The sequence below is a fragment of the Acinetobacter rudis genome, from assembly GCF_031157835.1.
In the GTDB taxonomy this organism is placed as follows: domain Bacteria; phylum Pseudomonadota; class Gammaproteobacteria; order Pseudomonadales; family Moraxellaceae; genus Acinetobacter; species Acinetobacter rudis_A.
The window spans coordinates 1-20,484 of the sequence record NZ_JAVIDR010000022.1 but is presented as its reverse complement, the minus strand read 5'-3'; the positions used below and the strand labels follow the sequence as shown (position 1 = coordinate 20,484).

18 protein-coding genes are annotated in these 20,484 nt (G+C 35.3%); 8 read left to right on the top strand and 10 right to left on the bottom strand.

Features of this window, described 5'->3' with window-relative positions; genetic code table 11:
- Positions 1-196: 196 nt before the first annotated feature.
- From RFH42_RS14620 to RFH42_RS14605, 4 genes are read left to right on the top strand one after another with little or no spacing between them, the layout of a single operon-like run.
- Entirely contained in the window at positions 197-1,006 is an 810-nt protein-coding gene (locus RFH42_RS14620; RefSeq protein WP_308976568.1) for a polysaccharide deacetylase family protein, read from the top strand.
- A 1-nt stretch (position 1,007) separates the two neighbouring features.
- Positions 1,008-2,000 (top strand): glycosyltransferase, encoded by a 993-nt coding sequence (locus RFH42_RS14615; RefSeq protein WP_308976519.1) that lies wholly within the window; start codon positions 1,008-1,010, stop codon positions 1,998-2,000.
- Positions 1,993-3,021 carry an ELM1/GtrOC1 family putative glycosyltransferase gene (locus tag RFH42_RS14610; RefSeq protein WP_308976518.1) on the top strand — a complete coding sequence of 343 codons (1,029 nt, stop codon included), beginning with the start codon at positions 1,993-1,995 and terminating at the stop codon, positions 3,019-3,021. The genes RFH42_RS14615 and RFH42_RS14610 overlap by 8 nt, the downstream gene beginning before the upstream one ends.
- Positions 3,018-4,094 carry a glycosyltransferase family 4 protein gene (locus tag RFH42_RS14605; RefSeq protein ID WP_308976517.1) on the top strand — a complete coding sequence of 359 codons (1,077 nt, stop codon included), beginning with the start codon at positions 3,018-3,020 and terminating at the stop codon, positions 4,092-4,094. The genes RFH42_RS14610 and RFH42_RS14605 overlap by 4 nt, the downstream gene beginning before the upstream one ends.
- Before the next feature lie 104 nt (positions 4,095-4,198).
- Here RFH42_RS14605 and RFH42_RS14600 read toward each other — a convergent pair whose 3' ends face one another.
- The 4 genes from RFH42_RS14600 to RFH42_RS14585 form a co-directional block, all read right to left on the bottom strand.
- Positions 4,199-5,041, bottom strand: coding sequence for a glycosyltransferase family 25 protein (locus RFH42_RS14600; RefSeq protein ID WP_308976515.1), 843 nt, complete (start codon positions 5,039-5,041; stop codon positions 4,199-4,201).
- Positions 5,034-6,083 carry a glycosyltransferase gene (locus RFH42_RS14595; RefSeq protein ID WP_308976513.1) on the bottom strand — a complete coding sequence of 350 codons (1,050 nt, stop codon included), beginning with the start codon at positions 6,081-6,083 and terminating at the stop codon, positions 5,034-5,036. Before RFH42_RS14595 ends, RFH42_RS14600 begins: the two co-directional genes overlap by 8 nt.
- A 481-nt stretch (positions 6,084-6,564) precedes the next feature.
- Positions 6,565-7,461: a glucosamine inositolphosphorylceramide transferase family protein gene (locus RFH42_RS14590; protein ID WP_308976511.1), complete on the bottom strand. Its 897-nt coding sequence runs from the start codon at positions 7,459-7,461 to the stop codon at positions 6,565-6,567.
- A gap of 90 nt (positions 7,462-7,551) precedes the next feature.
- Entirely contained in the window at positions 7,552-8,709 is a 1,158-nt protein-coding gene (locus RFH42_RS14585) for a glycosyltransferase family 61 protein (protein ID WP_308976510.1), read from the bottom strand.
- A 481-nt stretch (positions 8,710-9,190) separates the two neighbouring features.
- Here RFH42_RS14585 and RFH42_RS14580 point away from each other — a divergent pair, with 481 nt between their 5' ends.
- Complete coding sequence (locus tag RFH42_RS14580) at positions 9,191-9,964, top strand: glycosyltransferase family 25 protein (RefSeq protein ID WP_308976508.1); 774 nt, start codon at positions 9,191-9,193, stop codon at positions 9,962-9,964.
- A 12-nt stretch (positions 9,965-9,976) separates the two neighbouring features.
- Here RFH42_RS14580 and RFH42_RS14575 read toward each other — a convergent pair whose 3' ends face one another.
- From RFH42_RS14575 to RFH42_RS14560, 4 genes are all read right to left on the bottom strand, one after another.
- Positions 9,977-10,759: a glycosyltransferase family 25 protein gene (locus tag RFH42_RS14575; protein ID WP_308976507.1), complete on the bottom strand. Its 783-nt coding sequence runs from the start codon at positions 10,757-10,759 to the stop codon at positions 9,977-9,979.
- Between the two features lie 25 nt (positions 10,760-10,784).
- On the bottom strand, positions 10,785-11,006 hold the full coding sequence (locus tag RFH42_RS14570) for a hypothetical protein (RefSeq protein WP_308976505.1): 222 nt from the start codon (positions 11,004-11,006) through the stop codon (positions 10,785-10,787).
- 145 nt (positions 11,007-11,151) lie between these two features.
- Entirely contained in the window at positions 11,152-12,930 is a 1,779-nt protein-coding gene (gene aspS, locus RFH42_RS14565) for an aspartate--tRNA ligase (protein ID WP_308976504.1), read from the bottom strand.
- Positions 12,931-13,118: 188 nt separating this feature from the next.
- Positions 13,119-13,913: a DUF4184 family protein gene (locus RFH42_RS14560; protein WP_308976502.1), complete on the bottom strand. Its 795-nt coding sequence runs from the start codon at positions 13,911-13,913 to the stop codon at positions 13,119-13,121.
- A 156-nt stretch (positions 13,914-14,069) separates the two neighbouring features.
- Here RFH42_RS14560 and RFH42_RS14555 point away from each other — a divergent pair, with 156 nt between their 5' ends.
- The 3 genes from RFH42_RS14555 to RFH42_RS14545 all read left to right on the top strand — a co-directional run bounded on the left by RFH42_RS14555 (position 14,070) and on the right by RFH42_RS14545 (position 19,096).
- Positions 14,070-15,383, top strand: a complete 1,314-nt coding sequence (locus RFH42_RS14555; RefSeq protein ID WP_308976501.1) for an O-antigen ligase family protein — start codon at positions 14,070-14,072, stop codon at positions 15,381-15,383.
- Positions 15,384-15,480: 97 nt separating this feature from the next.
- The gene (znuD, locus tag RFH42_RS14550) at positions 15,481-17,556 is read left to right on the top strand and encodes a zinc piracy TonB-dependent receptor ZnuD (RefSeq protein ID WP_308976499.1); all 2,076 of its coding nucleotides are present in this window, start codon (positions 15,481-15,483) and stop codon (positions 17,554-17,556) included.
- Positions 17,557-17,635: 79 nt separating this feature from the next.
- Positions 17,636-19,096: a phospholipase D family protein gene (locus RFH42_RS14545; RefSeq protein ID WP_308976498.1), complete on the top strand. Its 1,461-nt coding sequence runs from the start codon at positions 17,636-17,638 to the stop codon at positions 19,094-19,096.
- A gap of 121 nt (positions 19,097-19,217) precedes the next feature.
- On the opposite strand, the gene RFH42_RS14540 is transcribed toward RFH42_RS14545, so the two are convergent.
- Positions 19,218-19,664, bottom strand: a complete 447-nt coding sequence (locus RFH42_RS14540; protein ID WP_308976497.1) for a hypothetical protein — start codon at positions 19,662-19,664, stop codon at positions 19,218-19,220.
- A gap of 76 nt (positions 19,665-19,740) precedes the next feature.
- Entirely contained in the window at positions 19,741-20,235 is a 495-nt protein-coding gene (locus RFH42_RS14535; RefSeq protein WP_308976496.1) for a phosphate-starvation-inducible protein PsiE, read from the bottom strand.
- Positions 20,236-20,484 lie beyond the last annotated feature (249 nt).

The window sequence follows — 20,484 nt, the reverse complement described above, 5'->3', positions numbered from 1 at the left end:
CAGCATTCTCCAATAAATTTTTATTTTAAGCAACTCTGCCAAAAGTTAGATCTTTGCAAGTTCTTTACAGTTAAAAAATAATAATTGCTTTATAACATTGCGCCACCATGAAGAGCAGTATTGTTTGGGTGCAATACTTTAAAAGAGTTGATGTGTGTGGCAACATAGCCAAATAACTCTATATTTGGTTGCAACAGTGATTTATATTCTGCTTATTCTTTTTTTATTCTTCATTGGATTCAGCTATAAATATGCTTGGTGGAAAGCGAGCGTAGATTGGAATCAACCTAGAGTTTTGATGTATCACATGGTGCGTGAACACATAGCAGCAGCAAAGTTTAACAAATTAAGAGTTAAACCTTCAGAATTTGAAAAGCAGATTCGCTGGATGAAGCAACAAGGATTCCATTTTGTTACAATGCAGCAGTTACAGGATCAATGGGGGCAACACCCTGAAAAAACGGTTGCGATTACTTTTGATGATGGATATCTAGATAATTTAGAACAAGCATTTCCAATTTTAGAAAAATATAATGTTCCTGCTACCATTTATGTTGTTGTTGATCGACATGAACGGGATTGGTCTACATATAAAAAAGCACATCATAATAGTGGTGAGTTGATGCGTGAAGCCAAGTTATCTGATCAGCAAGTCCAGTTTTTAGCTCAAACAGGTCTGATTGAAATTGGCTCACACACGATGACCCATGCAAATCTAGCTCAATTAAATGATGAACAATGTTTGGCTGAATTAGTACAGTCTAAACAAGCATTAGAGCAGATGACCAAGCAGACCATCAATAGTTTTGCCTATCCATTTGGTATTTACTCTGAACGTGATGTTTTGATGGCTAAACAAGCAGGCTATAGTAATGCTGTGACTACAATAGAAGGAATCGATGAAGCCCATGCTGATTTGATGCAATTGAAACGTATTAAAATCAGTGGGAAAGACTCATTGTTTGCAGTTAAATGTCGCCTACGTCTAGGCCAAAGAGGGTTATAAAATGCATATTTGTATGGTTATGGCCGGTGATGAGGAAGGTGGACTAGAAAAACATGTTGTTGAATTAGCGAATGCATTAGTTAGAGCTGGGCAAAAAGTAACATTAATAGCCCATCAAAAATATGCAACACGGGTGCATGGGGTCATATTTAAGGCTGTAGATTTAAGTAAAAGTCGGAATAATCCTATATTGCTTTGGCAACTTTATAAGACGATCAAGTCAACTCAGGCAGATTTATTACATGTCCAAGCAAGTAAGGCCGCTGCAATGGTCTCGCCTTTATTAGCTTGGTTAAATATCCCTAGTGTTGTGACAGTTCACGGTTTGAAGAAAAATACCAAGGTATTTAAAAAATTCGATCGCATTATTAGTGTAAGCCAAAATGTTGCTCAATTATTTACAGATACCACACGTGTTCGTGTTGTTTTAAATGGAGTTCAACAGCCTGAAAAAGTTACAAGATTAGCTGTACAACAGCCACTACAAGCGATAGCTATTGGGCGTTTGGTTTCGGTAAAGGGTTTTGATGTATTAATTGAAGCTTGGCAAGGTATTAATGCTCAATTATGGATCGTGGGTGAAGGTCCTGAAAGAGAAGCTTTAGAGCAACAAATTCAACGCTTAAATTTGACTAAAACTGTGCAGTTATTGGGGCAACGTGACGACATTAATGCTTTACTACAGCAAGCTAGTTTTTTGGTGATTTCATCTAGAAAAGAAGGTGGACCATATACATTGGCCGAGGCTTTATTAATGCATTGTCCAGTGATTTCAACTGAAGTTGGAATGGTTGCTCAGATTTTACCTGAAAGGCTTATTTGCCCAGTAGACGATGTACTTGCCTTAAGACAACTTATTCAGCAAAGCGTAGCAAACTATCCAGATTTACAACAGTGTTCACAGCCATTATACCGCTTGGCTCAGGATCAATTGACTTTAGAGGCAATGACTGCGAATACACTTAAGGTTTATCGAGAAATATCAAATGACTGAAATAATGAAAAGTACCAAAGTAGTCTGGGTAATTAGTGATGGAGTACCAGGGCATTATAATCAGTCTAAAGGTGTGTTATTTGCTTTAGCCCAACGATACCACTTAGATGTCCATTGGATTGAGCTCAAGCTGAGTAAGCCTTTTTTACGCCGTCCTTTGGCTTGGTTGCTTAATAAGAGTATTCCTGATCTTTCCAAATTGTCTCATTTTTATCATGGTGATATTTTGGTAGAAACGAAGCCTGATGTAGTGATTGGTGCAGGTGGGAATTCTGCTTATGCTGTGGCATGGATTGCTCGGGCTTATCAAGCTAAAAATATTTTTTGTGGGTCATTGAGACATTTAAAGGCCGATTTGTTTGATGCAATTTTGGTACTTGAACAAAATATGCCCCCACCATTTATTAGTCTAAAAGTTTCTCCTGTTGCTTTGGATCAAACTGTATTATCTACACAAGCCGAACTATGGCGCCATGAACATCCTCATGTTGATCAGAAATTGTGGTCTATGCTGATTGGTGGGGATGGGGCTGGTGCACAATATACTGATGAAGATTGGATTAATCTTGCCAAACAAATGAATCTAGTCGCAAGACAGCAGGGAATTAAGTGGCTTCTGAGTACATCTAGGCGTACTGGAGCTACAGCTGAAAAGTGTTTACAACAGTATTTAAATTTTGAGTATATAGCAGATGTTGTCTGGTGGAGTGAGGCTCCAAAAGCAGTACTACACCAATTCCTTGCAGTAAGTGAGCGTGTCTATTGTGGCGCAGACTCTATGTCAATGATTATGGAAAGTTTGACTGCTATGCGTCCTTTGGTGGTTTATTATCCTGCACACTTTCAACCTGATGAAAAATTTAATCAAGTTCTTAGCCGATTACAAGACGATCGCTATATAAATATTCGATCTTTAACACAGTTATCACATACTGATGCGGAAGACTTGACATTAAAAGCGATAGAATATTCGCCAAGTTTACAATTATCTCAATATTTTGAGGATAGGTTATTCTCTTGAAAACTTTAAAAATCATTAACACTGTTTATGGTGATGCAACTGGTGGTCGTTGGCAGGCTGTTTTAGATATCGCAAATACTCTAAAAGGCTATGGGCATAATGTAGTGTTATTACGTGGTAAGGAAAATGCGCATTTAAACAGTGGTGAATGGCCAATAGATGTTATAGCCAATACGGGTTTCTATAGCATTTCAGCTGCGCTAAAGATACGTCAGTATATTCATGAACAACAACCAGATGTGATTATTGCACATAGTGGTAAAGCTGTATGGTTATTTAAAAATGCCATGATAGGGATGAAGAAAAAAATACCTATTATTGCTGTTAATCATAGTCATAATGTGAAGCGCACGATTCGTGCAGATGCTTTTTTGCATATTACGCCGTATGTTCAATCGCTTGTACAAGCTTTGCAAACTGAGTCAGATCGGGTCAATAAACCACATAAGGTAATCTCTAACTTAACATACCTACCTAAAGTTGAAGCTAATCCTCAGCATTTAAAAAAACCTGTAAATATTGCAATGTTGACACGGATGGTACCGAATAAAGGGGTACATATCTTGATCGAAGCTTTGGCGCTGTTAAAAAAGAGAGGAGTTGCTTTCACTGCTATTTTAGCGGGGCAAGGAGAACAGCTTGAAAATTATAAGGCCTTGGCAAATCAGTTAGGTTTAACTGAACAAGTACAATTTCCTGGTTGGATTGGGGGAGATGAAAAAATTGCAATTATACAAAATGCAGATATTATCGCTTTACCCTCAATTACCGAAATTCAAGGGATTGGCATATTAGATGCTTTTGCATGGGGCAAAACGCTTATTACAACGGATGATATTGGAATCCAGCAAACGGCTAAACATAAGATTAATGCTTGGTGCGCAAAAGCTGGTGATGCAGAAAGTTTAGCGGATGGTTTTGAATATTTAATTTCTCACCCAGATGAAGCCTTTCAGATGGCTGTACAAGGCAAAAAAGAAGCTTTGGAAAAGTATTGTTTTGAACAAATTGCAAAACAGCATCAAGCTTTAGTATCTGAAGTATATTGTTATTATCAAGAGCATCCACTTTAAGAGCAGTATAAATAATCTGCGAGTGTGAATTGTAATCGCTTAAAAGGGACCGATTTATATCGGTCTCTTTTTTATGAGGAGAATAAATGGTGATAGTAAATTAATCATTGATCAATGCGATAGCCATCTTCACCAGCTTGTTTGAAAAATTGACTTAAAGAAGTGCATCGTTTAAACACCACGAGAAGTTTTAATCTTGCCACTAGATCTTGCATAATTTTGGGTAAATTTTTCTTGAGGCGATCAATCGTGGTTGATGGTTTTACATCTACTCGATTACTACCAATAGTACTATCTTCTTCACCACCTTGCTCAAAGCAAAAATAATGCATTACTTTAAAGCGATCTTTAAGTAGATATTGCCAGTCATCAACAAAAGTGGGTTTTGCTATAAGTTTATATAAAAAATCTGTAGCAGCTGCTTTGTTTAGACTATAAGCACAAGCTGTGCTGTATAAATAAGAAGGCCCTAACATGTTAAAATACAGTTGGTTATCTGAAGCATAACCATGAATTCTTGTTCTTGATTTTAGCGCATGTCCACCCAAAAATATAAAGTCTTCTTTGGAGTTTTGAATATCGAGTAATTTTTCATTGAGCCTATTTTTATTTAGATAAACATCATCTTCAATAATAATGACACGTTGGTATTGATCGTAGTCCCCATTGATTAAACGTTGCCAAACAAATAAATGACTTAATAAGCAGCCAATTTCACCAGTCACTAGAGGACGTTGACATAATCCAGCTTGTTCTCTAGCGATGTTGATAAAAGATAAATATTCAGGGGCAAGATCTTTGCCATATATTCCATCAAAAAACTTAAAGTCGATAGATAGTTCAGGACAGAGCTGCTCTAACTGCTGTATCTCGTCCGTAATATTATTTCGGCGTGCGACGGATTGTTTTAATGATATACAAATAATTAATAAAGATGCTTTAGACATATTGGATTCTTTGTCCTTTGTGATAAACCTCTTGTTGCCATACAGAGTTTAAAGGATATTGATACAAAAGGTTAATCCACTGTTGTAGTACATTTTTTGCTTCAAAGCGTTGATGTGCTAATTGATAGCCTTTTTGAGCTATTTCAATAGCATGTTCTGGATGTTTATGAAAGTATGTGAGCTTTTTAATAACATCATCAATATGATCGAAATAAACAACACAATCATTTGGGAAAAGTAATTCTAAACCTGGTGTTTTAGCTGTAAAAACAAGACTTCCCATACCTGTTAATTGTGCGAGACGATCACTACTATACATATAAATATCATTATATTTTGAATAGTTAATACTCATCAGGCTTTGTTGCACTGCTGTTTGATAATGATGTCCAAATAACGGTGGATGTCCTAAGCATGCCCCGAGCTTAAATTTTAGTGCAGGGAGTTGTTCAACTAATGATTGAATAAACTGTTCACGTTCGGGATATTTAGAGTTAGAGCCACAGAAAATAACATCGTATTGATAATTGTTCCAATCACAACGAGGGTGTTCAATCGACGCAAGGCTAATATTGGGTGTAAATGCACATATAGGTTGCGGAAGATTTGAAGAAAGTTGCTTTAAGCATTCACCAGCTGTAGTCGCAAAAATTGCATCAACCTGTGATTGCATTGCTTTAAAGTGTTCTAGACGATGAGGTTCATTAATCGGATCGACAAACCACATTGCAATTTTACATGGATGAATTGCTTTGATTTTTTCAAGTAAGTCTATAGGGAGTTGGATATGTCCAATTAAAATTAAATCAAAGTGTATGTTTTCGCATAACTCAAGTAATTGTTGATGTGTTTTTTTATGTGATAATGAGGTGGTATTAAAAATATTACTTTTACGTACCATATATTTATAGTCAAAACCATGAACATAATGTCCAAGCTCGATTAGACCGTGCTGAATTTTGGTATCAGTATTATAGAACATACTACCATTATGTTCAGTTTTAAAATTCGCTATATGTAAGATCTTTAATTTATCAGACATTTACTATCTCAATGTTGTGATGATTGCTCAATCATTTTTTATCCTTAGGATGAGGTACGTTAGCAAAAAAAGTAGTAATACAAAAGAGTTAAATATTGTTGTTATTGTTTAAGTGTTTAAAATTAAATTAATTTTGTTATTAATTTCTTGCCAAAATAAAACGATTAAAATGATTTTGTTGTTCAGTTGTGGTCAAGTTGGTATTGTAAAGTAAGGTCTAATCAGAAAAGTAAATCAAACGTTGATAATGAGATTTTAAATAATAGGTGAAGTGGGGATGCTGTAAAATAAGTAAGTTTTGTGATTTTTAAATTGTTATTTGATGTTTTTAGGTCAAAACCGTATTTCTTTATTTATATGTTGGTACCTTTATTTGTGATCAGAGAAGAGAAGAATGTAAGAAATAGTGAATTAAAATTATCTTGCAGAACAATGCTTATATAGAGATTAGCCTTGCAAGATAATTTTATTAAAAGATAGATTAGTTATTAGTTGGTGTTTTAGCTGTTAGACGTATTGCATCCATGACTACAAAATCTTCATGTACATCAATTGTGTGGCATCCATCATCCATCTCGTGCCAGTTTGCATGAATATCTTCAATCAGGTGCTCACTATAATCAGTTGGGCTGAGTTGAGTAATATGATGGAGTTGAATCTGTCCACCATAACGTTTTAACGAATCTTGACTTGGTCTGATTAATTTACCCTGACTGTAAAAAGGCTTACCAGCCATGCGATATTGTACTCTGCCTTTACATACTGGATTTTTAGGATGCTCTTTCCAGTCTGGATTTAAGATGTCTTTAGTATAAAAAAGATCAAGACGATCGCCAAACTTCTTACAATTACGACGTGTTGAAGTAAATAAGTACCACATTCCCTCATGGTAAAAAGGCGTAGTGTCCGCTGCAGCAATATTTTCCATCAAATTTGAATGTTTTTCCCATTTATATGGAAAATCAGTAGCTTTCCATAATTCAATGGTTTTATTTACACATGTTTCTGGAATCATGTACCAAGCTTGTCCAACTTGAAATACACATGGGTAGGAAAGATGGTAATCAAGTTGCATTACAGGTTGTGGTTGGCTGTAGTGCCCATCTTTAAAAACTTCAAGGACAGATAAGAAGCCAACGGGATGTAGGTCATCCACTTCTTCAAAAAAAATAAAATGACGATCTTGGTGTTTTGCATAGAAACAGTCTGCAAAAGTGAATTTTTTTGGTGAATGAATTTCGTGCAGGTTTTTGAGTTGTTCTAAATTTGAAAATTGTTGATTCAACCAGCCAAAACGAATATACCAATGAGAGTCAAATTTTTTCTCTAGTCTACTCTGTTGAAATTTATACCACTTTTTTAAAATTACACGTTTCATATGGCAAATAATAATCTCTTAATACTGACTGTATTCTACACCAATAAGAATAGCTAAAATGGGAAAGTGCGTTAAATATAAAGAATACATTTAGTTTTGATTTAACATGTCCGCATATAGTTGGCTGATATGGTCTAATTTTACGTTGTAGTTACTATGAGCATTTAGTGGGTCTTGTGGATGAGCTAAAATGAATTGCATATCACATTGTACAATATGAGCCAATGTTGAAAATACAGAGAATTCTGAAATTTGTATTGGAAGCCAACTGAGGGCTTGTGTCGCTGTTTGGCAAAAAATAAGATTTGACCATGCAGCACCTGTTGGACCGATAATAAATTTTGCATGGTTAAATAATAATACTTGCTCTAAAAAACAATAATCCTCTAAATAGACGGCAGTAAAGCCTTGTTGTAAAAAATAGGCTAATATTTCATCTTGATTATATGTACGAACTGATTCTGGTTTTCTAGCTAAGAAAATTTTTTCAGGATATGTTCTATTTTTAACTATTTTATTGGCCTGTCCTAAACACACATCGCGTACTTTATTAATCAGTTGAGGACAAACATATGAAAACTCATGTGATGATAATTTAATCTGTGAGTTATAAACGAAATTGTTCCGATGATTAATATAGAATAGATTATTAACAATAGATATCTCATTTTTATTTCTGTAGATCACCTCTATAGAGAGCTGTTGTTGTTTTAAAAATAATTTTAATATTTCTTGAAATGAGGGGAGCTGTTGAATAGTGTGATCTAGAATTAAATATTTGATTTTATATTTTTTTAAGAGATTCGGTGTAATCAATAATAGTTTGGGCGCAACTTCAATAAGCCAATGATAATAGTTAGTTACCCCATTACCACCTAGATATAAGGTATTGTAATGAGCATCTTGCTTGTTAGACCTAAACTGGTTTTTAATCATTGCATGGGTTTGATTATGAAATCGTAAGTAACCAGTAGCATAATTACAATAAGCCAAATTCGCTCCAGTAACTCGCTCCATCATGAGATCATGCTGGGGCCCATAAATAAAATGGCTTGAACGAGGATGAATATAAGCATTTTTAAAAAGATAAAGATTTGTCTCAAGCTTTTGAGTAGAAATTATATTGTTTTGATGGTTGATACATGGCGCTACAGAAATAACATCATCATTTTTGAATAATGTTTCTAATTTATGAGACTCAAGCTGATCTATCCAATAGATGGTTTTAATTTCACCCTGTTTAAACAATCGTAATACTGAACGGATGACAGGTGAAACCTGTAGGTTTTTTTCTAATAGATAGCGTTTAATTAAGCGATTCATCGTAAAAGGAAAATTCTAAATAGCCATTTAAAATAAAGACTTCTGCATTGTTGGTCAAATAATTTACATTTTTATTGAGAAAATTGAGTTATATATCACTTTCTATTAAAGAGTAGTTTGCGTAATGTCGTTTTAAGAATCTTGCTGAAGACCTATAAAAAATAAGCCAAAATGATCTTTTGATCAAAAAACGAGTTGAATGAATTGAATATAAAAGATGCGGGCTATATCTATTGTAACTATCTTAAATTTATAAATTTTTATAAATAATAAACATTATCTTGTTTTCATTTCTGTATTGATATGAGAATCAAAAGACGCAAAGAAAATGCCTGATTTATTGATTTATAAATGATGTAATTCTAGAGTACAATGAACATGTTTAAAATAATTTATAGCCAATCTAATGAAGAAATATTTAATAAGTATTGAGGATGTTGATAGTCCGCGCTTATACAATTTTTTTGGACAAACAACTTTTAAGGGTGAAATTGAAAATTTTAAAAAATTTGGTGTAATTGGTAAGCAACTGAATGTAGAAGAATATTTTAAATTGGCTGTTGCTGGCCAGTTAAAAGCACTTACACCTGGAGAGCTCGGTTGTACATTGTCTCATCTTGCAGCACTTCGTGATTTTCTTCAGTCAGAAGATGAGTATGCTATTGTTTTTGAAGATGATGTAATTGAGCGTTTTCCTATTGATTTAGCTCAATTAAATGACTTAGTAACATCTTTGGCACTTAAACCCTGTTTTTTTCTAAGTTTGGGTGGTATTCAATTTAAAATTTGTGATCGAGTACGAGGTCGGTATATAGATACAACACTAATAGGGGAAAAAATCTTAGAAGTTGATTCAGATTTTTTAGAAAACTTAGCTTATGCCTATGCTTATATAGTCGATCGAAAAATGGCTGAGTTGTTGCTTGATTATCATCAAACACCCAAGATATATGATCACTGGCAGGAGTTAACTAACTATACTCAGCCATTTAGTTTTTATGCATGCTATTTATTTGATCATCCTATTATTGCAAATGCAAAGCACTTAAGTTATCTCGAAAGCGAACGGCTGGCATGCGGAGCTTATGCTCAGAAAAAATCTTCTTATTTCCGCTATTGGAGACGGAAACTGAAAAAAATCTTTTTAAATAAATTTAATGGTGTAAGAGTGCCACTATAAAATATTTTTATTTTAGCTATTTGGATAACGTTGAGTTTTTCGTCGCAACATTTTTTTATGTATACGAAAAAATTTAAGCTGCAAATATTTTTTCAGTAAAATGTAGAAAGAGTTTGGAAATTCAGCTGGTTTAATAATTTGCAGGCGTTCATTTTCAATTGAGCTTTGAGTGTTATTTACAAAGTTAAGTTCGGGGTGCTCTAGTATATCGGTAAAGTAGAAGTTGATTTCAGGTTGTTGCTGAAGAAAGAGCTGCCATGCATCAGCATGTTGGATTACTTTGTGAAACTCAATATATGCTTGTGCCGCTTTTTTATCCATCACATAGCCCATTGCATAAAATGCTTTATCACTAAAAAATGGGTGTAGTTTTAATATTGGTTTATTGGCATATTTCTGTTTGAGTAGATTACCTCGGGCTTTTTGACAAATATGCAGTTTGATACCACCTAAACTGAGAATAAAGCCTTCTCCTAGAAATTCTAACTCTTGATCAAAATCTACTTCTGTTTTAAAAATTACGTCATCTTCAAATACATAAGCATATTTTGCTTCAGATGTTAAAAAGTCTTGTAAAGCCTCTAAGTGTGAGAGGGTGCAGCCAAGTTCGGCTGGTGTTAATGGAATGGGGTGATTCGCAACTGCTAGTTCAAAATATTGTTTGGTAGAGAGTTCTAAGCCTTTAACACCAACAAGTCTAAAGTCTTCGATTTGAAAATTGTTCTTGCTAAAGAAAGTATCAAAACGGGTTTCACCAGGTTTTTGAATTGTGACAAGATACTTTCTATGAGACATGAATAAAAATCCAAATTGAAGTGAATTAAGTTTGATCCGATTGGTTGCCTTTCAGTACCATATAAATGAAGGCACCAAAAATTAAAAATGCACCACCAAAACTACTTACACAAAAAAATAAAATGCGTTGATATGTGGTTAAATTAAATAATTCTTGATCAACAATGTAACGCATAAACCCCCATTGAATGATTGCAAAAGCAATAAGAACAATTGTATGACGACGTACATCAGAACGCATAGCCATAATTAAATTCCAGTAACAAGAAGGGCGTTTATTATGCCATTTGTATTGGTATAGAACAATCTTCAGTTAATTTGTCTAATTTCTTTCTTTTGAAAAAAAGAAGCTCGCTAATAAGCGAGCTTCTTTTCAAGTAAAGCTATTAAAATTAAGCTTCAACTTTTGCTTTTTCACGTAAACGAATACCAAGATCACGTAGTTGATTGGCTTCAACTGGTGCAGGTGCTTGAGTCAATGGACATTCAGCTGTTTTAGTTTTCGGGAATGCAATTACATCACGAATAGATGAAGCGCCTGTCATAAGCATAACTAGACGATCTAAACCAAATGCCAAACCACCATGAGGAGGAGCACCATATTTTAGTGCATTGAGTAAGAAGCTAAATTTCTCTTCAGCTTCTTCATCACTAATACCAAGTGCTTCAAAAATGGCTTTTTGCATTTCAAGTGTATAAATACGAAGCGAACCACCACCAATTTCAGTACCGTTCAATACCATATCGTAAGCGACTGATAGTGCTTCACCTGGGTTGTTTTTCACATCTTCAACACTTGATTTTGGAAGTGTAAATGGGTGGTGAACCGAAGTCCATTTACCTTCATCCACTTCTTCAAACATTGGGAAGTCAACAACCCAAAGTGGTGCCCATTCACAAGTTGCCATATTCATATCATGACCAATTTTGACACGAAGTGCGCCCATTGCATCATTTACAACTTTAGCTTTATCTGCACCAAAGAAAACGATGTCACCATTTTGAGCACCTACACGTGCCAATAGTTCCATTACGATTGGTTCAATAAATTTGACGATCGGTGATTGTAAGCCTTCAATGCCTTTTTCAAGTTCATTAACTTTAATGTAAGCAAGACCTTTGGCACCGTAGATACCTACGAATTTGGTGTATTCATCAATTTGACTACGTGGTAGTGATGCAGCTCCAGGTACACGTAGTGCAGCAATACGACCTTTAGGATCTTTAGCAGGACCTGCAAAAACCTTAAATTCTACTTCTTGCATTAAATCAGCAACATCTACTAATTTTAATGGAATACGTAAGTCCGGTTTATCTGATGCATAGTCACGCATTGCTTCGCTATATGGCATGCGTTGGAACTTATCAAATTGAATACCAAGTAATTCATTGAAAAGTTTAACGGTCATACCTTCCATCAAATCCATGATTTCATCATCATTTAGGAATGATGTTTCAATGTCGATTTGAGTAAATTCTGGTTGACGGTCAGCACGTAAGTCTTCATCACGGAAGCATTTTGCAATTTGGTAGTAACGATCAATACCACCAACCATAAGCAATTGTTTAAACAATTGTGGTGATTGTGGTAAAGCATAGAAACTACCATTTGAAACACGACTTGGAACTAAATAGTCACGTGCACCTTCTGGGGTTGCACGAGTCAAGATAGGTGTTTCAACATCAAGGAAACCGTGGTCATCAAGATAATTACGGATTAAATTAGTAACTTTTGAACGGAAACGTAAACGATCCAACATTTCTGGACGACGAATATCTAAGAAACGATATTTTAAACGTACATCTTCAGAAATATTTACAGTGTCATCATTAAGTGGGAATGGCGGTGTTTCAGAGCTGGCAAGAACTTCAATTTCTTTACCCAGTACTTCGATTTGGCCACTAGTCATGTTGGCATTTTCAGTACCAGCATAGCGGCGACGAACGCGGCCAGTAACTTTTAGAACAAATTCTGAACGTGCTTTATCAGCAGTAGAGAATGCTTCAGGAGTATCAGGATCGATAACAACCTGAACTAAACCATCACGGTCTCGCATGTCGAGGAAGATTACACCGCCATGATCGCGGCGACGGTGTACCCAACCGCATAATGTCACTGTTTGGTCAATTTGGGCTTCTGTTAATGAGCCACAGTAATGTGTTCGCATCATGGCGTGTTAAGTCCACTTCTATTAGAGTCAATTAAATTAGATATAACGTAACCGATTTTAAAGGGTTACCGATAGAAAACACTCAATTATGCCTCTTTGAAGGAGTAGTCACAAGAACTAGATATAAAAACAGCGATATTTCACCTGAAACAAGGGTTTTGTTTTTAGGTCTTGTAGCCCCAAAAGAGTCATTTTGACTCCTTAATGAGTAAACAGTTTGAATTGTATGCTGTGTATTTTTGAATATACTGAAAGATCAAGCAGCCTAAACTAAAAATAAGTAGAAAGTAGCGAAAAAAATAATTTAACGAGCGACCTAAATAATAATAAGGGTCAGTATGTATTAAATTGGGTAATACGCTAGATGCAAAAGATAAATAACCGAGCACACCACTCATAATACTCAAGCTAAAAAGTCCCCACATAAAATATTTAATCCAATGTGGTCGTATTTTAGGTGCATGATGACGTTTAAAATATAGATAGGTCATCCAAAGCAATATAGGTAAGCTAATAATTGAAAAAGCAATTTGTAGTATTAAGTGCATAGGCCAGTTGTGTGAACCCCACTGAATCTGCTGGGCTAAAAAATCATGAAAAGCAAAGGTACGATAATCTAGATGGGTTATGCCATCCCATAGCAAGTGAGTTGCGGCACCACAAATGACTGCAATTGCAGTTAAGGCAATAAAGTGAATAATTTGTTTTTTTGTATGAAATTTTAATGGGTGGGAAAGATTAAATAAAATGTAAAGTACTGGACGATACAACATGTACCATATCAGACAAAGCAATGATCCAAAAAACAAGTTGTAGCTGAAAAGACTAGACCAGTGATGGGTTAAAGCCATATCACTAGAGGTAAATAAACGGTATAGATCTGGTGTCATACTCCCCATTGCTAACGCTGCTAAGGGCAATTTCTTATGCGTTACATGATATATAGGAGGGGCGAGTACCATGTGAGAGAGCGTAAATGGCATGAGATCGTATACTTTTCTATCGAACTTAAACTAGTTTAACAATAGATATCACTGAGCTTTTACATGTTTTGTAAAATTGGGTTTTGAATATATTTAAATTTTTATTTAACTCATTTACACTGCGCCCATTGATATTAATAAAAAATTGGTGTTTTTGTGTTTGCTTCGATAAAACGTTTAGATAATGTAAATATCGATAAAAAGAGTATGATTTTTTCACTTTTTATTATCTACTTTATTTTTTCATTTATTTTTAATGAAGATATAAATGTTAAGTTATTTTCTATTTTATTAACTTTAAGTTTTATTTTTATTTTTGTAAAAAATAAAAAAGTTGAAGTTTTTATGCCTTTGCTTATTGTATCTTCAATTGGATTTTTTACCGTTGCTTTAGGATATTATATTTTTGATCGATTAGATTTAATTCCCAAGGGTGGTCCGTTATCAACATATCGGCGTATGGTTGGTCTCTATGTTTTATTAATTCCATTGGCCTTTTTGCCAACGGTTTTGGATCATATTCATTATAAAGTTAATTATCTCTTTAAAGTTGTCTGTTTGGGAGTCCTTTTTTTAGGGTTGTATATTTTTTATTATAATCTTAAATTTAACTTTCATCGCGGTGAGTTAACCATTTTTTTTAATCCTATTGCTAGTTATGATATTAGCTTTATTGCTGTATCCCTTTTATCTCTTTTTTATGGTTTTTATAATAAGTCTAAGTATTCATATTTTATTATTATTCTCAGTCTATTTTCCCTATTTAATTTGATTCTTCATGGTTCTAGAGGTGCTTGGGTTGCACTACCCATTATTTTTTTAGTGTTAATTTATAGTTATTTTAGAACGGAAAAGAAAAAAATTGCCCTTATGTTAGGATCAGTTTTTATATTTATGTTAATTAATTTGCTCAATACAAACTCACCTATAATGAGTCGTATAGGACATTTTCAATCGGATCAACAAAATATTATTCAAAATAAATATGAAAATAGTACAGGTATCAGAATTTTACTTTGGAAAAATGCAATAGAAATGTTTGAACAAGCACCAGTAATGGGGGTGAGTTTATATGGTGTCGAAGCGGAAAATTGTCGTCGAGCAGAAGTCTCTAAAATTCCTGAATGTTATCAACATGCACATAATATATTTTTAAATGAATTAGCAGCGAATGGTATTATAGGATTTGTCGGTTTATTAATAAGTTTATTTTTGCCATTATTTTACTTTATCTTTACGTTCATTAGAACGCATCATGAACAATTAAAATTTCTTGGATTAGCTGGTTTTGCATTTGTCTTACAGTATATTCTGAGTGGTTTGACAGAATATTATCTTTTTTTTAGAAACCCTACTTTTATTTATTATTTTATTGTTGCTATGCTGATGAGTTTTATTTATTTGCAGCAACGAAATTTAAGCAATTTCTGTTGCATGGTGGATAAAAATCATTCAATGGCTTCCAAATGATTGTACATTAGTTTACAGAGGGCATCTTTTTAGATGCTCTCTTTTCAAAGCTTAAATGTTATGTTATAACGTTTTGAAAATATATCGGGACACCTACATGAACCTATCCAAAAGCCTCCTTACATTATCGATTTTGAGTTGCAATAGCAGTCTTTGGGCGGTAGAAGAACAACAAACCCGAGTGCAATTAGAAACCATTATTCTGACGGCAGATGCCGATCAAAAAAAGGCTGTTGCAAAACTTCAGCAAGATCAACTTGCTCAAGCACCGAGTACGTTGGGTGATGCTTTACATGGGGTACCAGGAGTTGTGTCTGGACAGTTTGGTGCTGGTGCAAGTCGTCCTGTTATTCGTGGGCAAGAGGGCGCTCGTTTAAAAGTTACGACCAACGCCAGTGATACTATGGACGTTTCAACGTTATCTCCCGATCACGTCATTACTGTAGATCCGCAATTAGCTCAAAGTATTGAACTAATTCGTGGTCCTGAAGCTTTGTTGTATGGAGCAGGAACACCAGCTGGGGTTGTTAATGTTGTCGATAATAAAATTCTAACTCAGATGCCTGAAAAAGGTTATGAAGCACAAGCTGGCTTTCGTTACAACACGGGTAATGATGAAAAACTCACTCATGCGGGTGCAACAGTGGCTTTGGGGGAGCAGTTTGCTTTGCGTTTAGAAGGTTTGACGCGTCGAGCCAATAACTACATTGCCCCAGACTATTTAGCTGCTGAACCACATGGGGATCATGTTCATTATCATCCTGAGCGTAGAGTCGCTGATACTTTTGCAGACTCAGACCAATTTAATGTGGGCTTATCTTGGATTGGTGATCGAGGCTTTACAGGTCTAGCTTATAGTAAACGTAAAGACCAATATGGTTTACCTGGGCATAGTCATGAATATGAATCCTGTCATACACACGGTTTGAGTTTGTCTTGTGCTGAGCATGATCATGATGAGACTGGAGATGACCATGACCATGAGCACGATCATGGAGATCATGATCACGACCATGGGGGGCCTTGGATTGATATGGTGTCTGAGCGTTATGATTTTCGTTCAGAGTTGAACGATCCATTTGCAGGTTTTAAACGTTTAAAATTTCAAGCTAGTTATACAGATTATCGTCATGATGAGTTAGAAGAGCAAAGTATTACTACGCGGTTTAAAAGTAAAGCATATGATAGTCGTGTTGAACTGTTCCATTTGCCTATTGTAGGTTGGGAAGGAAGTATTGGTTTGCAAGGCAGTCAGCAAAAGCTAGATTTAACGGGTGAAGAGGCGATTATGGCGCCAAGTACCACACAAAAATATAGTCTATTTGCCTTTGAACAAAAGCAGCTCAATGATGCAGTAAAAGTTGAATTGGCTGGGCGAGTTGATCATCAAAAAATTGATATTGATTCAAAACAAAAAGATTATTCAGGTACAGCAGGATCAGCTTCTGCTGCAGCACATTGGCAATTTAAACCTGATTATCAACTTTCATTTAGCGCATCGCATCAACAACGTTTGCCTTTGGCACAAGAGCTATATTCAGATGGTAAACACTTTGCAACCAATACCTATGAAGTAGGTAATGAAGATTTGAAGAAGGAAGCATCAAATAATCTTGAGCTTGGTTTAAGTTATGATAATGATCGTCTAGATTATAAGCTTAATGTGTACCATCAATGGTTTGATGACTTTATTTATGCCAAAACATTGGATCATTATCATGATTTTCGCCTGATTAAATATAGTCAGGATAAAGCAAAGTTTTATGGTGCTGAAGCTGAAGTAAATTATCAATTCAGTCCACGATATAAGGCCGGTGTATTTGGCGATTATGTTCGAGGAAAGATTGAGAGTGACAACGCACCTCGTATACCAGCAGGCCGTCTAGGAACAAAAGTCAATGCACAATTTGATGAGCGTTGGAGTGGGAATGCTGAGTTTTATCATGTATTTCAGCAAGATAAAATTGCGGCATATGAATCGGAAACGCCAAGCTATAACATGCTTAACCTTGGTGTAGCTTATACTGGTCAGTATAAAATTGCACAAGAGTACCGTGTATTTTTAAATGCAAATAATCTGCTCGATGAGAAAGTCTATCAACATGCGTCATTCTTACCTAGCATTCCTCAAATGGGACGAAATTTCGTTATGGGTGTCGACTTTAAGTTCTAAAGCAGACTCTTCACGAAATATATATTGAAAATTAAAGTGATACCACCTAGTCTGAGCTGATTGGATTAGGTGGTTATCTATGCGTATTTTCAGAAAAATTCACAGCGAACTGAACTGGAGTAAGCGTCGCTATTTTGGAGTGATTTTAAGTGTTTTTGCGCTGACATATTTGTCTTCCGCAATTTACCACACTCATAAAGCTTTGCCTGAGGGCTTAAATTATAGTAGCCAACTCAAACCTACACCTGTGCAGTTTTTGGCAGATAAAACTTATATTGATGCACAAGGCCAACAACAATTACAACAACAAATTTTTGATCAAACACTTAAGTTGATTGAGCAAGCTCAAAGTACCATTGTGCTTGATATGTTCTTGTTTAACCCAAGCCATGGTGATTCCAAACAACAATTTCGCCCTTTAAGCCAAGAATTAACGGATGCTTTGGTTAACAAGCGTAAACAAAATCCTAATATTGAAATTAAGTTTATTACTGATCCAATTAATACTGTTTATGGTGGCACACAATCTGAACAGTATTTTCAATTACGCCGCGCTGGAATTGATGTCATAGAAACTGACCTTACACCGTTACGTGCATCAAATCCTGTTTGGTCTGGTCTTTGGTATTTATGTTGTCAGGGATTAAAAAATAATACTGAAACAGGTTGGCTAACTAATCCATTTGGTAATGAAAAGATTACTTTGCGGAGCTATTTGAACTTATTCAATTTTAAGGCAAATCATCGTAAGGTTATTGTTGTAGACACGACAGAAGGGTGGAAAGCGATTGTAAGCTCTGCAAACCCACATGATGGTAGTTCGCGTCATAGCAATGTGGCTTTGTTGGTGAGTGGTGCAACTGCTGTTGACGTATTACGTTCAGAGCGGCCTGTAGCTAAAATGTCTGGTGGCGATAGTCCAGTAGTAGTTTTTGGTGATTTGAAAGAACCAGTGCAAACTCAAGCTCAAGTACTCACAGAGGCTGCAATTTATAATGCTTTATTAGCACTTCTTGATGGTGCTAAAGCTGGAGAGCAACTCGACTTGGCAATGTTTTATTTATCTGAACGTAAAACAGTTGATGCTTTAATTGCGGCAAAACAACGTGGAGTGAAATTAAGGATATTGCTAGATCCAAATAAAGATGCCTTTGGACGTGAAAAAAATGGAATTCCAAATCGACAAGTTGCATCGGAGCTACATAAGGCTGGTGTTGATGTACGTTGGTGTAATACACAAGGCGAACAATGTCATAGCAAAATGATCATTAAATCGAATACAAAAGATAGTGAGTTAATCTTAGGTTCAGCAAACTTCACAGCACGTAATTTAAAAAATTATAATTTGGAAACAGATTTAAGAGTGCTTGGAAATCGTGATCAACAAGTATTCGTGGATGCAAGACAATATTTTGATCAAGCATGGTTTAATTTAGATGGGCGGAAAATGAGTGTGGATTATGCTCAGTATGCAGATGAATCTAAATTAAAGTACGGATTATATCGTTTCATGGAGTGGAGCGGTCTCTCGACCTTTTAAATATAACTCACCATATTTTTAATGGCTAAGACTCCACTGCCGAAAGGTCAGTTGGAGTCTTAGCCTATGTTATGAACATTATTTTTTATACGATGAACAAGATTTTTATTGGTTGTTTCGTTTAAAGATTTGGTGGAATCATTTTATCTAAATCTTTATCACTTATTTTCTCAAGTTCTTTTAGATCTGTTTTAATTTTCCATTGCTCAGGGTCATTGACCGGATTTGGTAAACGAGCCTCTAACCAGTCACAAATAATATCTGGCGTAAAATCTGGATGGTTACATTGGATGACCCATGCAAGAAAATCTTGTGCGACACCATTCATATAAGGTGGTGGAGAAACGGGTAAAAATTGAGTTGGCAAACGTTCATTTGTAGATAAATAGTTTAGTACATGTCCTAATTCTTGCACCGTTTGCCAAGCAAGTTCATGAGTTGTATCAATCTGAAACTTAAACCACCAAGCATGTTGGCCATCACTGCCGTAAGCATCAATGCGATCTGCTTGTACACTGGGTACCTGACTAAAAAATTGTTGTAGGCGCTCAAAATTCATTTCAGACACAATCATATGCTCAAAGGTAAGATGTCCTGAGTTTAACATATTATAGAATTAAGCTAGAGCCCAAATCTTTTCCACTTTAAGCAAGTTCATCATCTTGTGGGCGAGGTGTTTTATGTGTTGAAGAAGGGAGTTCATGATGTTTAGCACGAATGACGGAAGGGTAATGCCAAGATGCGAAACGCACAATTAAAATTGCCAGTGTTAAAATACAGATTGAACCAGTAATAATAATTAAGTCCATACTGGCTTTGTGTTCATGTTGTACATTTGAAATGAGTAACCGTGTTAGTGCAGTAATTGCGACATAAATAAGAAAACGAACAGGCATATGATTGGTTTTAAAATAAATCCCAACCATGGCGCCTAATTCTAAATAGATAAATAGCAATAAAATATCATCGATTGTTGCAAAGGGTTTTACTGTATAAATTTCAATAACAGTATGGACTGCAGACCAAGCAATCATACAGCCAATAATAAATAATGCGAGATAATGAAAGCTTTCGACTGCAGTATTACCAATACGATCAAGTAAGGCTTCGATTTTATGTGTGCTTGATGGTTTTTGCATAAGGAGATAATCCAATAAGAAAATAAGTTTGATTAAAACCTAAGCAAGTTTCATGCACATGAAGGCATGAGAAATAAAAAACGCCTGAATAAATCAGGCGTTTAGGAAGACTCGAAGCTGATACTTAAAGTCGTACTCTTTTATCCGATGGAGCGTAAAACCTCATCGTTCGGGGTGAGGATATAAGTGACTGGCGTAAGCCATATGACACATTTCGTCGCTTAACCTTATGCTATAAAGCTTTTGGTA